Raw genomic sequence first — 13,659 nt, forward strand, 5'->3', positions numbered from 1 at the left:
AGCTCGCACCGCTGCCCGTACCCGGCCCGCCTGGCCTGTACCTCACACGTACGTGAGCGTGTCGATCGTCGGAACGATCGCGTCGCGCCTGGCCAGGAAGCGTGCCGTTCTGATCTCGATCTCATTGCCGCGGGCCGAGGCCGAGCGGCAGATGACCGTGGCGGCGAATCCCGAGCTGTCGTAGATGATGCCCGGGTCCCACTCGCCCTCGCGGAATACCCAGACCCGGTCGCGCGGAGCGTAAGACTCCGTGGACTCGACTTCGGCCAGCTCGCGCCGGTCCGGGTGCACCTTCGGTCGTTGCATGGATCGTGATTCCTCCCGTACGCGGTACAACGGTGTGTCGCGGTGCTCAGACGGTTCCGGGAGGGGTCCGTGCCGTCTGCGGAGCTGTCAGGTCGCGTTTGCACTGGTGCCAGAGTCGTAGTGGTCACGCTTCCATCGAACTATCTGACTTAGCTGCATCCATGATGCACGGGTATCCTGTGCAAAAGCAAGCGTCAAATGCACGTGCAGATGCAAGCGTCTACTGCACGCGTCGTTCGGCGTGGGGGGCTGGAGGGGGCAAGGAAATGACGCACACCCACGGCGCAGCACCGGAGCTGGCCGCGGCGACCTGGCGCAAAAGCAGACGCAGTGGAGCCGACGGCAACTGCGTCGAGATCGGGCGGTTGCCGGGGGGCGACGGCTACGCGATCCGGCACTCCCGCGATCCCGGCGGTCCGGTCCTGCTCTACACTCCCGCCGAGATGTCAGCGTTCCTGCTCGGTGTGTACGACGGAGAGTTCGACGATCTGCTGTCGTGATCGTCACTTCTCGTCAGCTGCTTTCCTGATCGCCACTTCTCGACAGTGAGCGTGCGCTTTGGGACAGTAGTTCCGCATCGGAGATCAGCGGGTGGGAGGGCGCATGACGGCAGACCCGGAAGGCGGGGCAGGCGGCGGACCCACCGTCCTGCGCATGCTGCTCGGCGCCCAGCTCCGCCGTCTCCGCGAGACCAGGGGGATCACGCGCGAGGACGCGGGCTGGCACATCCGGGCCTCCGAGTCGAAGATCAGCCGGATGGAGCTGGGCCGCGTCGGCTTCAAGGAGCGCGACGTCGCCGACCTGCTCACCTACTACGGCGTGACCGACCTGGCCGAGCGCGAGTCGATGATGGTGCTGGCCCGCCAGGCCAACGAGGCCGGCTGGTGGCAGCAGTACGGCGACGTCTACCCGGCCTGGTTCCAGTCGTACCTGGGTCTGGAGTCGGCGGCACAGATCATCCGCATGTACGAGGTGCAGTTCGTCCCGGGCCTGCTCCAGTGCCCCGAGTACGCCCGCGCGGTGATCATGCTCGGCCACAGCAGCAAACCCCCCGCCGAGGTCGACCGGCGCGTGCAGCTGCGGATGACCCGCCAGCAGATCCTCACCCGCACCCGGCCGGCCCCGCCGCACTTCTGGGCCGTGGTCGACGAGGGGGCGCTGCGCCGCCCGGTCGGCGGCCGGGCGGTGATGCGGGCGCAGATCGCCAAGCTGCTCGAGGCCATCCAGTTGCCCAACGTGGCGTTGCAGATCATGCCGTTCGCGCACGGCGGCCACGCCGCCCACAGCGGCTCGTTCGCGCTGCTGCGCTTCCCCGAGCACGACCTGCCCGACGTGGCATACATGGAGCAGCTGACCAGCGCGCTCTACCTGGACAAGCGCGAGGACGTCGAGCGGTACCTCACGGTGATGGAGCGGCTGTGCATCGAGGCCGCTCCCCCGGCGCAGACGCAGCAGATCCTCGAAGAGATAGCCCGCGACCTCGACCGCGGCTGACCCCCCGGCAGCCGCGACGGGGCCGGTCACAGGTAACGGTTCGGTAACTCCACCCTGCTCGGGGGCGGTCGCCGCCTGACCCGTCGGCACCGCCGTACCCAGGTGACAATTCGCCGTACACCCAGCGAATCTGACAGAACGGACCTGGCCCGACGGATCGTCGGCTTTGTCGGCGGTCGATGCTTTCTGCCCTCTACCTCGGCATATCCGACGGCTGAACCACGGGCCGGAAACGCCAGTGTCGGACGCCACCGAAGGGTGACTCCCCTGCGATCGCACGCGACCTAGCTGCGACGATTACGCAAAGCGTTGATGTCTTTCAGTCCTATACCGGGATCAACGCCTGCAAAATCGACAAGCATGAGGAGTCCCCCCGCATGACCACAACCAGCAGCCCGCCAGTCGCGGCTGAACCCGTGGGCCCACCGGCCGCGACCGAGAAGCTGGACAGCGCCGTCCTCAAGGTCGCGGGCGTGGTGGTGCTGGGCGCCATCATGTCGATCCTCGACATCACCGTGGTCAGCGTCGCCCTGCCGACCTTCGGGCGGGAGTTCCTCACGACCCCGGCCACGGTCGCGTGGACCATGACCGCCTACACCCTGGCCCTGGCCGCGGTCATCCCGGTCACCGGCTGGGCCGCCGACCGGTTCGGCACCAAGCGCCTCTACCTGACCTCGATCGTGCTGTTCGTGGCCGGTTCGGTGCTGTGCAGCTTCGCCTGGGACATCGGCCCGCTGATCGCCTTCCGGGCGCTGCAGGGCCTGGGCGGCGGCATGCTCATGCCGCTCGGTATGACGATCATGACCCGGGCCGCGGGCCCGGAGCGCATCGGCCGCGTCATGGCCGTGCTGGGCGTGCCGATGCTGCTCGGCCCGATCGGCGGCCCGATCCTGGGCGGCTGGCTGATCGAGTCGTTCAGCTGGCAGTGGGTCTTCCTGATCAACCTGCCGATCGGCATCATCGCGCTGGTCGCCGCGTGGCGGGTGCTGGCCAAGGACGAGCCGAAGCCGTCGGAGTCCTTCGACTTCCTCGGCATGCTGCTGCTGTCGCCGGGTCTGGCCTCGTTCCTCTACGGCGTCTCCTCCATCGCCGGTGAGGGCAAGGTCGGGTCCACCAAGGTGCTGGTCCCCGGCATCATCGGCCTGGTCCTGGTCGTCGCGTTCGTGCTGCACGCGCTGCGCAAGCGGCACGCGCTGATCGACCTCAGCCTCTTCAAGGACCGCAACCTCACCATCTCGGTCATCACGATGACCCTGTTCTCGGTGGCGTTCATGGGCTCGATGCTGCTGCTGCCGAGCTACTTCATCCAGGTGCGCGGCGAGGGCACCCTCGACGCCGGCCTGCTGCTGGCGCCCAACGGCCTCGGCGCGATGCTGACGATGCCGATCGGCGGCCGGCTGACCGACAAGATGGGCCCCGGCAAGCTGGTGCTCACCGGTATCGCCCTGATCACGGCCGCCCTGGCGGTCTACACCCAGGTCGGCGCCGACACCTCATACCTGGTGCTGCTGGGCGCCCTGTTCGTGCTCGGCATGGGCATGGGCCTGACCATGATGCCGATCATGTCGGCGGCCATGAGCAGCCTCACCGACGGCCAGATCGCCCGCGGCTCGACGATGATGAACATCGTCCAGCAGACCGCCGGTTCGATCGGCACCGCCGTCATGGCCGTGGTGCTCACCAACAAGGTGCTCGCCGACCAGGCCGCCAAGGCGTACTACGCGGTCGCGCAGGGCCTCGTCCCGGCCGACCAGGTGCCCGCGCCGGTGCTGGCGGCCGGCAAGGAGGGCCTGGCCAGCGCGTTCGGCAGCACGTACCTGGTGGCGGCGGTCCTCGTCGTGTGCTGCCTCATCCCGGCGCTCTTCCTGCCGCGCAAGAAGGTCGTCCGGGCCGAGGGCGCGGCCGAGCCCGCGTTCGCGATGCACTGAGGTTCCCCCCAGAACACCGGACGGGCTGCCCGCACCAGGCGGGGATGCGGGCAGCCCAGGTCCGGCCGAAGGCCCGGCTCGTACGAGCCGGGCCTTCATGTTTTCCCGGACCTGGGCGTCCACTGTAGATGATCTTTAGATTGGCATCCCTGGACCCATTTACTTAACAGTAAACCTTACTAATAATTGCGGGATGTCGAACACTTCGTTTCGGACACCGCGCCGCGCGGCGCGCTGGGCGGTCGCGGTTGCCGCCAGCGCCGCCGTCACCCTCGCGGTGGCCATGGTCTCCATGCCCAGCGGGCAGGCCGCGGAGCCCAGCGGCGCCGTGACCGCGCTGGTCGCCTGCAGCGCCCCGGCCTGGGCCGAGGGCAACACCTACACCGCAGGCACCCAGGTCACCTACAACGGCCGCCTGTACCAGGCCCTGGTGACCCACACCGCCTACGTCGGCGCCGGCTGGAACCCCGCCGCGACCCCGTCGCTGTGGAAGGACCTCGGCGCCTGCGACGGCACCACCCCGCCGTCGCCGTCGGCCTCGCCGTCGCGCTCGGCCAGCCCCTCGCCGTCGCCGTCCCCGTCGCGCTCGGCCTCCCCCTCGCCGTCGCCGTCCAAGTCGACGTCGCCCTCCCCGTCGCCGTCCACCTCGCCCGGCGGCACCACCTGCGCCGTCAAGTCCCGCCCGGCCGGCAAGGTGCTGGTCGGCTACTGGGAGAACTGGGACGGCGCGTCCAACGGCGTGCACCCCGGCATGGGCTGGATCCCGATCACGGATTCGCGCATGCAGCAGCACGGCTACAACGTCATCAACGCCGCGTTCCCCGTGATCCGCTCCGACGGCACCGCGCTGTGGGAGAACGGCATGGACGCGGGCGTGAAGGTCGCGACCCCGGCCGAGATGTGCGCGGCCAAGGCCGCCGGGCAGACCATCCTGCTGTCCATCGGCGGCGCCGCCGCCGGCATCGACCTCAGCTCCAGCACGGTCGCCGACCGGTTCGTCGCCACCATCGTGCCGATCCTGAAGACGTACAACTTCGACGGCATCGACATCGACATCGAGACCGGGCTGACCGGCAGCGGCAGCATCAGCACCCTGTCGACCTCGCAGGCCAACCTGATCCGCATCATCGACGGCGTGCTGGCGCAGATGCCGTCGAACTTCGGCCTCACCATGGCCCCGGAGACCGCGTACGTCACCGGCGGCAGCGTCACGTACGGCTCGATCTGGGGCTCCTACCTGCCCATCATCAAGAAGTACGCGGACAACGGCCGCCTGTGGTGGCTGAACATGCAGTACTACAACGGCAGCATGTACGGCTGCTCCGGCGACTCGTACTCCGCGGGCACCGTGCAGGGCTTCACCACCCAGACCACCTGCCTCAACAACGGTCTGACCATCGGTGGCGTCACCATCCGGGTGCCCTACGACAAGCAGGTCCCGGGCCTGCCCGCGCAGTCGGGCGCCGGCGGCGGCTACATGGCGCCGAGCCTGGTGTCGCAGTCGTGGAACAGCTTCAGCGGCGGTCTCAAGGGCCTGATGACCTGGTCCATCAACTGGGACGGCAGCAAGAGCTGGACCTTCGGCGACAACGTGAAGTCCCTCCAGGGCCGCTGAGCCCGTAGCACCACCACCGAGCCCGGGTCGCCCGCACAGGCGGCCCGGGCTCGCTCAGTTGCGGACCAGCGTCACGTTGTCCAGCCAGAACGTGAAGTCGCCGTTGGCCCCGAGCTGAAAGCTCACCAGCCCCCAGTCGGTGCCGAAACCCGGCGTGAACGTGAAGCTGAAGTGCCTGGTCGTGGTGTCGACCGTCGCGCTCTTCCACATCGCGTTCGTGTACGGCTTGCCGCCCATCTGCACCGTGATCGGGAACGTCTTGCGCGCCGAGGCCGACGCGTCGAACGACAGCGTGTACGAGGCGCCCTTGACCAGCGGCGAGAAGTCGTGCGCCACCATCGCGTCCCACGGATTCGGCGTACCGCTGCTCACCGCGGCCCGTAGGCGCCCCGAGTCCGCCGACACCTTCACCGCGGGCACGCTGCCCCACCACGGCGACGTCCCACCGCCGAACGTGCCGTTGCTCAGCAGCGGCCCCGGCTTGGACGGCGGCGCCACCGTCGGCTGCTGCGACGGCCTGCGCGGCGCGGCCGTCGGCTGCGGCCCCGCCGACGGCCCGGTCGCGGGCGACACCGCCGCAGCGGTCGCGGCGACACCCGGCGACACCGCCGCGGCCGCACTCGGCGGCGTCGACGGCACGACCTGCGGTGAGGGGTCCGCCCCGCTCGCCGACGGCTGCCCGTCACCGGCACCCGCGAGCACCACGGCCACGCCGACCGCCAGCACCACCAGTGCCGCGGCGGCGGCGAGCACCGGGCGGCGCCGATGCCAGGCCGGTGGCGCGACCGCGGCGAGTGGCGCGGTCGGCTGGGCCGCGGGCAGGTCGCGTACCGGTTCGGCGACCGCGACCGGCACCGGCCGCGCCGACGCGCCCTCGGGCACGAGCTCGCGCAGCGCGACGGCGAAGTCCTGAGCCGACCGGTACCGGTCGTCCGGCGCCTTCGCCATGGCACGGGCGAGCACCGGCGCCAGTCCGGGCAGGTCGGGGCAGTCGAGCTGGGGAACCGGATCGTTGACGATGCGCCACAGGACGGTGGCCAGGGGGCCGCCGTCGGCGGCGTGCGGCGGGTGGCCGGTGGCGAGGTGGTAGAGCGTGGAGCCGAGGGCGTACACGTCGGCGGCCGCGCCGGACTTGCCGGTGCCGAGCACCTCGGGGGCGACGTGGTGCGGGGAGAACACGTCCAGGCGGGTCGCGGACGCCTGACCGGTGGCCAGGTGGGCGGTGCCGAAGTCGGCGAGCGCCGGTTCGCCGTACCGGGAGATGAGGATGTTGGCGGGTTTGACGTCGCGGTGCAGCAGCCCGACGGCGTGCGCGGCGGCCAGCGCGGCGGCGATCTTCGCGCCGATGCCCGCGACCTCGGCGGCGGGCAGCGGCCCGCTCGCGGCGACCCGGTCGTGCAGGGAGCCGCCGTCGTAGAACGCGGTCGCGAGGTACGGCTGGCCGGTCGAGGTGACGCCGACGTCGAGGGCAGTCACCACGTTGGGGTGGCCGCTCAGCCGCCCGGTCAGTTTCGCCTCGCGCTGGAACCGCTGGTAGGCGCGCTCGTCGGCGCCCGCGGCGAAGACCTTGAGCGCGACGGTGCGGGCGAGCAGGTCCTGGCGGGCGCGGTAGACGACGCTGGAGCCGCCGACGCCGATGCGGACGAGGTCGGTGTAGCCCGCCACCGCGCCGACCGGGGCGGGTTCGCGCTGATCGGCAGGCGGTTCGCTGGAGCCGGTCACCGCACGAGCATCCCGCGAGCCCGGGGTCTCAGTCGTCCGCCGACGGATGGACCTCGCGCCTCGTACCGTCGCGGTAGGACGGTCCCCCACCTACAACCCGCGCGGTACGCGGGTGATCACGGCCGGGGCGTGCGTGCAGTTTCGGGGAAAGTGCTGGAATCTTGGCGCGGATTCGTGCAGTTTCCCCGAAACTGCACGTCACTCACGACGAGGTTGATCGTGTTCGGTGACGAGAGCGGGGAGCCAGTGGACGTCCAGAGGCGTGCCGTCCGGCATATCCCGGTTGATGTTGGCGAACTCTGCGACCTGCCGGGCTTCAGCAAGCGTGGCCAGCAGGCCGCGGTCGTTGGGGCGGATGCCGAACCTGTCGAAGGCCTGATGGTGCAGGCTGTAGCAGAGCCAGGAGTGGAACCGGCCGTGTTCGAACCCGAGGACCTCGAACCCGTGATCCGTGCCGGGCGGAGGCGAGCTCGGCTGCGCCAGATTGACCTGGATCGGATGGCCGGTCCAGCGTTCGGTCCTCACCGTGAGCTCAGCAGCTCCGGATTCGGGCACGCTCATCCCCAGAACATGCGCCTTCCCCGCTTCGGGCAGCGCCTGCCCGGCCGCCTCGGCCGCCTCCTGCCACGTCTGGTGCCATGGCGCGTAGAAAGGCTCCTGATCCTGCGGCAGGAAATCGGTCAGGCACTCGCTCACGCTGACGACCTCAGCCGGAAGGTGCCGCGTCCATTCCGCGGCGGGCGGCTTCCACCGGAACGCGGCGACATAGCCGACCAGCACGTACGTCTCATCGCTCGACACCTGCACATCATGCCTGCCGCCACGACGGCGGTTACTTTTAGGTTTGTTTCTAGTAGGGTGGCGCGCATGTCGGAAGCGCTGATCCTCGGACCTGCCGATGCCGGATACGGCGAGCTCGCGCGGGCGCTCAACCGGCGCTTCACCGGCAAGCCTGACGAGGTTCATCGGGTCCGCCACACCGACGACGTCGTGGCCGCCGTGACGCGGGCCGTGCACACCGGACGTCGCGTCGCGGTGCGCGGTGGCGGCCACTGCTACGAGGGCTTCGTCGCCGGCCCCGACATCGCGCTGCTCATCGACATGTCCGGGCTGAACGGCGTCGACTGGGACGCCGAGCGCGGCGCGTACGCGATCGGCGCCGGGGCCACTCTGGGTGCGGTGTACAAGGCGCTGCTGAAGAACTGGGGCGTCACCATCCCCGGCGGCTCCTGCCACAGCGTCGGCGTGGGCGGCCACTTCACCGGCGGCGGCTACGGCGTGCTGTCGCGGCGGCACGGCCTCACCATCGACCACCTCGAAGCCGTCGAGGTCGTGGTCGTCGACGCCGACGGCGGCGTACGCGCGGTGGTCGCGTCCCGGGACCCGCACGATCCGCACCACGACCTGTGGTGGGCCCACACCGGCGGTGGCGGCGGCACGTTCGGCGTGGTCACCCGGTTCTGGCTGCGCTCGCCGCACGCCCCGGCCGAGCCCGCGCGGGCGCTGCCCGCTCCCCCGGCCGAGGTGTGGCTGCACGCCGCGACCTGGCCGTGGGAGACGCTGGACCGCGACGGCTTCGACCGGCTGCTGGCCAACTTCGGCGGCTGGCACGAGCGGCACGCCGACGCGGCCGACCCGTACGCCGGACTGGCTTCTGCCCTGCTCGTGCCCACCAGGGCCGCGGCCGGGATCAGCCTGCGCACCACGATGGACGCCACGGACCCGCAGGCCGAGGCGCTGCTGCGGGCGTTCGTCGCCGAGGTCGGCGCCGGGGTCGGCCCGGCCGCGCCGATGACCGAGCAGGCGGGCAAGGTCGCCGCGCTGCCCGAGGCGGCCGCGCCGCGCAAGCTGAAGTGGGCCTGGGCCAACCAGCTCGCGGCAGGCAGCGACCTGGGGCTGCGGGCCAAGTACAAGTCGGCGTTCCTACGGCGCGGGTTCACCGCGGCGCAGCGGGACGCGATCTGGGCTTCGCTGGAGTACGGCCATCCTGACGCGCAGTTGCAGCTCGACTCGTTCGGCGGGGCCATCAACGCGGTGGCCGCCGACGCCACGGCGTACCCGCACCGCGACAGCGTGCTGAAGGTGCAGTGGCAGGTGTACTGGGCTGATCCGGCCGACGACGAGCGGCACCTGGACTGGATCCGGCGCGCGTACCGGTCGGTGTTCGCCGACCGGGGCGGCGTGCCGGTGCCCGGCGACCAGCTCGACGGCTGCTACGTGAACTACCCTGACATCGACCTGTCCGACCCGGAGTGGAACACCTCGGGCACGCCGTGGACCGAGCTGTACTTCGGCGCCGGATACCAACGGTTGCAGCAGGTCAAGGCCCGCTGGGATCCCACCGACACGTTCCGCCACGCCCAGTCGGTCCGCCTGCCCTGAGCACCCCGTCCGCCGTTCAGATCTCCTGGACGGGAACTGGCGGAGCTGGTGGTGTCGGTGTCGACGGCATGATCTGACCCACCGGTCGCGGCAGACGGATGACGGAGAACAGCGTGATCGGACCTGCGGTCGACCGGGCCAAGCAAGCCGTGCGCGAGAGAGTATGGACGCTACTCGACAACGCAGGAGTGGCGTTGCCGCCAGGTGCGCACGGTCGAATCCCCCACTTCGCCGGAGCGGATCGGGCTGCGCAGCGGCTGTTCGAACTCGACGAATGGCGGGGCGCAGATGTGGTCAAGGCCAACCCGGACTGGGCGCAGCATCCCGTACGGGTAGGCGCTCTCAGCGCGGGCAAGTTGCTGTACATGGCCGTACCCAGGCTCGCCACGCTTGAGCCTTTCTACCTTCTCGATCCCCCGGATATCACTGTCGCATTCGAGGACATCTCGACCGGCGCTGGCGCCCGCGAGCACGCGCCCAGGGTGGATGTGGGGCAGATGCGCCATGTGGACCTCGTCGTCGCAGGCAGCGTCGCGGTCGACCGGCGAGGAGTCCGGGTGGGCAAAGGTGCCGGATACAGCGACATCGAGGTGGCCCTCCTGACCGAAGCCGGTCTCATCGGTCCGGAGACCGTCGTCGTCACCACCGTTCATCAGCTCCAGTTGGTCGAAGACGACCTGCCCGAGACCGAGCACGACTTCAGTGTCGATGTCATCGTCACACCCGACGAGGTCATCCGATGCGGTCCGCCCCGACGGCCGCCCGGCATAATGCTGGACCATCTTTCCCAGGAGAAGATTCGCGCCATACCAGCACTTGCGAGATTTTCGCGCTGAGAACGTTGGAATGCTGTGGCGCGGGATTTCCCATGGGCGGACGAGATCCCGTCGGGGACGCCTTGAAGGCGAATTCGGCCGCTGACTAGTGCCGTGCCCCTGGATGACGGTCGCTATGGTGTGCGCCATGTTCCGTCGTCGCAGGTCCTTGCCTACCGTCGCCACAGCAGTTCTCTGCTGGCCGCTGGGCATTGTCCTGGGTCTGGTGGCCGAGCCGTGGCGGCAGTCCGGCGGAATCGCCGCCTACCTGCTGATACCGCTGGCGGTCCTGGCGGCGTGGAGCTTGGCCGTATGGCGCTGGCCGTGGCGACCCACGGGGTTCCAGGTGCTGGCGGGCTCGTTCACCGCGACTCAGCGGTGGCCGAACGGCGGCATGTTCACTGTCGGCGGATACCTGGCCGCGCCCCATCTCGCCGCGTTATCGTCCAGCTCCAGCATGGCGGATGCAGTTGGCACCCTTGCCGACATCCCCGTGATGAGCGTCTTCATGTTGATCATTCCCTTCCTTCAGCCTCGGCTCGTCCTGACACCCGCCGGGCTGGAGTGCCCTGGCCTCGGCTTTATCCGCACCTCCTGGGACGGCATCACCAGTGCCGAGTTCGTCAAGACCGGCCCTCGGGCGGCCCGGGGTGTGCGACTGACGCTGGTCGGGCCGAACCGCAGGGAGCGGGCGGAAACCATCCCCCGAGGCTTCGCCGTGGACTACATGTTCCTGACCGCAGCCATCCGGCACTACCTCGACCACCCCGAACACCGCGCCGCCATCGGCACCGCGGCCGAGTCGCAACGCCTCAAGTCGATCGCCGGTGCACCACCTGAGCATGACGGCGAGCGAGCTCTGACTGAGTAGCGGTCCGGCAGCGGCGCTTGGCACGCCTAACTGCGGTCGGCTGGTTCGTCCGGCTGCACCAGCGCACGGGCCGGAACAGAGACCGACACCAGCACGGCCAGCGCCCAGGCGGTCATGACGCCCCAGCCGACCAGCGCGCTCTGCTCGCCGCCGCCGGACTCGGCGAACTCCGCGAGCAGCGCGCCTATCCCGATCACCAGCGACACGCCGCCGAGGAGCCCGGCCGGCAGCCGACGGCCGCGCCTCCAGACGGCGTGGCCGGCATAGGCGAGCAGGACAGCGACGGCCGCCGTCACGACCAGGAGCAAGACGACGCCGGCCAGGGCCACGCCGCCCACGGTCGCGTCGTCCCGGCCGAGCAGGCTGCCCGAAGCCAGCGCGACGACGAGGAACGCCGTCGTGGCCACAGTTCCCGCCGCGCACAGCCATGCCGCGACCAGGTGAGCCGCGTGTCGCGGCATGGCGTGTGACTTCCCCGAGGGCTCAGCCATACCGACAGCATAGTCCGCCGATGTGATGGCTATCGATCGCTTGAGGTGGCCCCGGCGAACAGCCGGTCGAGGTGGTATCGCAGGACGGCCAGTGCCGCGTCGCCGTCGCGCTGGCCGCCGAGCACGCTGGAGCCCAGCCCGTTCGTCATGGCGAGCAGACCCGCCGCGATCGTCCGCGAGTCCTCCGCCGAGGACGCCCCAGCCGCCTCCAACTGCTTGGCCAGAAAGCGTTCCAGCAGGTCGGGATAGGTCGCCCCGTGTTCGGCGGCGAGTTCCGGCTCCGCCAGCACGAGCGTGTAATACGCCGCGTAGGTGCGAGTGATCCGGCGGCTCTCCTCGTCTGTCGGCAGGATCGCCGTCAGCGTCCCGTAGACCATCCCGGCCGGGGTGGGCGGCATACCGAGTGCACGGATGTGCTGCTCCACGCGCGCGGACAGCTGCTCCCCCAGGTATCCGAGCGCGGCGAGCAGCAGCCCGTTCTTGTTCTGGAAGTAGTACTGCACCAGCCGCAGGGACACCCCGGCCTCGGCCGCGACCTCCCGCATGCTGGCCGCCTGGAGGCCCTTCGTGTGGGCGATCCGCAGCAGCGCCTCGCCGATCTCGCGGCGGCGCACGTCATGGTCGACTCGTCTCGGCACGCTTTGATGATACAGTCGTACCATGAAAACGGTGGGAGCCTTCACCAGCGAAAACGCCCGTACCAAGTTCCTCGCCGCCTACGGCCACGCGCTCGACCGCCGCTGGCCCGGCCGCGCCACGACGGACGTGCCGACCGCCTACGGCACCACCCGCGTCTACACCTGCGGCCCCGACGACGGCACCCCTGTCGTGCTGCTGCCCGGAGCGGGCGGCAACGCCCTCATGTGGCACCGCTACGTCGCCGAGCTGGGACGGCACCGGCGCGTCATCGCCGTGGACCCGGTGGGCGACCCGGGCGGGTCCGTCCAGGACCGGCCGATCGAGGGCGCCGAGGACATCACCCGGTGGCTCGGCGAGCTGCTCACGCGCCTGGACGTCCCGCGCGCACACTTCGTCGGCTGCTCGTACGGCGGCTGGACCGCGCTGCAGTACGCGATCCGCAACCCCGCCGCCGCAGCCTCGCTGACCCTGCTGGACCCGGCGGGCTTCGGCAAGATCACGGGCCGGTTCATCGCGTGGGTGATCGTCGGCGGTCTCGCCGGGCTCAGCCCCCGGCCGATGCGCCACCGGGCGGCCGGCTGGGTCCGCAACGCGACGCTGCGCGACGACGACGTGATGGGCCTGGCCGCTGTCACGATGGGCTTCCGGCGGCGGCTGCCGGTCCCGCCCCCGCTGACCGACGAGGAACTGCGACAGCTCACCACCCCGGCGCTGGTGCTGCTCGGCGAGCACAGCCAGCTCTACGACGCGGCAGCCGTCGCGCAGCGGATCCGGACCCTGACCCGGGCCGAGGTGGACCTCGTCTCGGGGGCGGGCCACGACCTGCCGATGAGCTGCCCGGATCAGATCCTCGACCGGACCGGCGCCTTCCTGGACCGGACCAGCTGAGCACGCACCGGACGCCCCGAGCCTGACCCGGACTGTCGGACTCCTGAGGCAGGATCTCCGGCATGGGATTTCAGCTCACCATCGACTGTGCCGAACCCGACCGGCTGGTGCCGTTCTGGGCCGCGGCGCTGGGCTACCGCGCACAGGACCCGCCCGCGGGGCACGCCTCCTGGCGGGACTTCTACCTGAGCGTGGGCGTGCCCGCCGAGGAACTCGGCGACAGTGACTGCGTCGACCGACTGGTCGATCCGACCGGTGCCGGGCCCGCGATCTGGTTCCAGATCGTGCCAGAACGCAAGACCCTCAAGAACCGGCTGCATCTCGACGTGATGGTCGGCGGTGGCCGCTCGGTGCCGGTCGCGGTGCGCCGCGAGCGGGTGGACGCCAAGGTGGCGGAGCTGATGCGGCTCGGCGCCACGGAGCTGCACCGCAACGACGACGACGCGAACGGCCAGTACGGCATCACGCTGGCCGACCCCGAGGGCAACGAGTTCTGCGTCGCCTGACA

14 protein-coding genes are annotated in these 13,659 nt (G+C 70.3%); 9 read left to right on the forward strand and 5 right to left on the reverse strand.

The genetic code is table 11. The features are described 5' to 3' along the window. Positions 1–42: 42 nt before the first annotated feature. Positions 43–306, reverse strand: a complete 264-nt coding sequence (locus Cs7R123_RS24940; RefSeq protein ID WP_212830141.1) for a hypothetical protein — start codon at positions 304–306, stop codon at positions 43–45. Between the two features lie 266 nt (positions 307–572). Here Cs7R123_RS24940 and Cs7R123_RS24945 point away from each other — a divergent pair, with 266 nt between their 5' ends. The 4 genes from Cs7R123_RS24945 to Cs7R123_RS24960 all read left to right on the forward strand — a co-directional run bounded on the left by Cs7R123_RS24945 (position 573) and on the right by Cs7R123_RS24960 (position 5,343). Further along, complete coding sequence (locus tag Cs7R123_RS24945) at positions 573–806, forward strand: DUF397 domain-containing protein (protein WP_212830142.1); 234 nt, start codon at positions 573–575, stop codon at positions 804–806. A 103-nt stretch (positions 807–909) separates the two neighbouring features. After that, the gene (locus Cs7R123_RS24950) at positions 910–1,800 is read left to right on the forward strand and encodes a helix-turn-helix transcriptional regulator (protein WP_212830143.1); all 891 of its coding nucleotides are present in this window, start codon (positions 910–912) and stop codon (positions 1,798–1,800) included. 377 nt (positions 1,801–2,177) lie between these two features. Continuing rightward, positions 2,178–3,728, forward strand: coding sequence for a DHA2 family efflux MFS transporter permease subunit (locus Cs7R123_RS24955; RefSeq protein WP_212830144.1), 1,551 nt, complete (start codon positions 2,178–2,180; stop codon positions 3,726–3,728). Positions 3,729–4,011: 283 nt separating this feature from the next. After that, complete coding sequence (locus tag Cs7R123_RS24960) at positions 4,012–5,343, forward strand: carbohydrate-binding protein (RefSeq protein ID WP_212834461.1); 1,332 nt, start codon at positions 4,012–4,014, stop codon at positions 5,341–5,343. 54 nt (positions 5,344–5,397) lie between these two features. Here Cs7R123_RS24960 and Cs7R123_RS24965 read toward each other — a convergent pair whose 3' ends face one another. Together Cs7R123_RS24965 and Cs7R123_RS24970 are read right to left on the reverse strand one after the other, a co-directional pair. Further along, positions 5,398–7,065 (reverse strand): protein kinase, encoded by a 1,668-nt coding sequence (locus Cs7R123_RS24965; protein ID WP_212830145.1) that lies wholly within the window; start codon positions 7,063–7,065, stop codon positions 5,398–5,400. 198 nt (positions 7,066–7,263) lie between these two features. Further along, positions 7,264–7,866: a hypothetical protein gene (locus Cs7R123_RS24970; RefSeq protein WP_212830146.1), complete on the reverse strand. Its 603-nt coding sequence runs from the start codon at positions 7,864–7,866 to the stop codon at positions 7,264–7,266. A gap of 66 nt (positions 7,867–7,932) precedes the next feature. Between Cs7R123_RS24970 and Cs7R123_RS24975 the strand changes: the two genes are divergently transcribed. The 3 genes from Cs7R123_RS24975 to Cs7R123_RS24985 all read left to right on the forward strand — a co-directional run bounded on the left by Cs7R123_RS24975 (position 7,933) and on the right by Cs7R123_RS24985 (position 11,133). Next, entirely contained in the window at positions 7,933–9,447 is a 1,515-nt protein-coding gene (locus Cs7R123_RS24975) for an FAD-binding protein (protein WP_212830147.1), read from the forward strand. Positions 9,448–9,545: 98 nt separating this feature from the next. Further along, entirely contained in the window at positions 9,546–10,283 is a 738-nt protein-coding gene (locus Cs7R123_RS24980) for a 5-formyltetrahydrofolate cyclo-ligase (protein WP_212830148.1), read from the forward strand. 127 nt (positions 10,284–10,410) lie between these two features. Next, entirely contained in the window at positions 10,411–11,133 is a 723-nt protein-coding gene (locus Cs7R123_RS24985) for a hypothetical protein (protein ID WP_212830149.1), read from the forward strand. A 26-nt stretch (positions 11,134–11,159) separates the two neighbouring features. On the opposite strand, the gene Cs7R123_RS24990 is transcribed toward Cs7R123_RS24985, so the two are convergent. After that, positions 11,160–11,624 (reverse strand): hypothetical protein, encoded by a 465-nt coding sequence (locus Cs7R123_RS24990; RefSeq protein WP_212830150.1) that lies wholly within the window; start codon positions 11,622–11,624, stop codon positions 11,160–11,162. 29 nt (positions 11,625–11,653) lie between these two features. Continuing rightward, positions 11,654–12,262 (reverse strand): TetR/AcrR family transcriptional regulator, encoded by a 609-nt coding sequence (locus Cs7R123_RS24995; RefSeq protein ID WP_212830151.1) that lies wholly within the window; start codon positions 12,260–12,262, stop codon positions 11,654–11,656. A 22-nt stretch (positions 12,263–12,284) separates the two neighbouring features. Between Cs7R123_RS24995 and Cs7R123_RS25000 the strand changes: the two genes are divergently transcribed. Then, positions 12,285–13,151 (forward strand): alpha/beta fold hydrolase, encoded by an 867-nt coding sequence (locus Cs7R123_RS25000; RefSeq protein ID WP_212830152.1) that lies wholly within the window; start codon positions 12,285–12,287, stop codon positions 13,149–13,151. A gap of 62 nt (positions 13,152–13,213) precedes the next feature. Further along, positions 13,214–13,657, forward strand: coding sequence for a VOC family protein (locus Cs7R123_RS25005; protein WP_212830153.1), 444 nt, complete (start codon positions 13,214–13,216; stop codon positions 13,655–13,657). Positions 13,658–13,659 lie beyond the last annotated feature (2 nt).

The sequence above is a fragment of the Catellatospora sp. TT07R-123 genome (assembly GCF_018327705.1).
In the GTDB taxonomy this organism is placed as follows: domain Bacteria; phylum Actinomycetota; class Actinomycetes; order Mycobacteriales; family Micromonosporaceae; genus Catellatospora.

What these genes read in the sequence shown, in the direction of transcription:
- Cs7R123_RS25000 (WP_212830152.1), top strand. Translation starts at nt 12,285, where the DNA reads ATGAAAACGGTGGGAGCCTTCACCAGCGAAAACGCCCGTACCAAGTTC.
- Cs7R123_RS24960 (WP_212834461.1), top strand. Translation starts at nt 4,012, where the DNA reads ATGGTCTCCATGCCCAGCGGGCAGGCCGCGGAGCCCAGCGGCGCCGTG.
- Cs7R123_RS24980 (WP_212830148.1), top strand. Translation starts at nt 9,546, where the DNA reads ATGACGGAGAACAGCGTGATCGGACCTGCGGTCGACCGGGCCAAGCAA.
- Cs7R123_RS25005 (WP_212830153.1), top strand. Translation starts at nt 13,214, where the DNA reads ATGGGATTTCAGCTCACCATCGACTGTGCCGAACCCGACCGGCTGGTG.
- Cs7R123_RS24940 (WP_212830141.1), bottom strand. Translation starts at nt 306, where the DNA reads ATGCAACGACCGAAGGTGCACCCGGACCGGCGCGAGCTGGCCGAAGTC.
- Cs7R123_RS24955 (WP_212830144.1), top strand. Translation starts at nt 2,178, where the DNA reads ATGACCACAACCAGCAGCCCGCCAGTCGCGGCTGAACCCGTGGGCCCA.
- Cs7R123_RS24950 (WP_212830143.1), top strand. Translation starts at nt 910, where the DNA reads ATGACGGCAGACCCGGAAGGCGGGGCAGGCGGCGGACCCACCGTCCTG.
- Cs7R123_RS24985 (WP_212830149.1), top strand. Translation starts at nt 10,411, where the DNA reads ATGTTCCGTCGTCGCAGGTCCTTGCCTACCGTCGCCACAGCAGTTCTC.
- Cs7R123_RS24945 (WP_212830142.1), top strand. Translation starts at nt 573, where the DNA reads ATGACGCACACCCACGGCGCAGCACCGGAGCTGGCCGCGGCGACCTGG.
- Cs7R123_RS24990 (WP_212830150.1), bottom strand. Translation starts at nt 11,624, where the DNA reads ATGGCTGAGCCCTCGGGGAAGTCACACGCCATGCCGCGACACGCGGCT.
- Cs7R123_RS24975 (WP_212830147.1), top strand. Translation starts at nt 7,933, where the DNA reads ATGTCGGAAGCGCTGATCCTCGGACCTGCCGATGCCGGATACGGCGAG.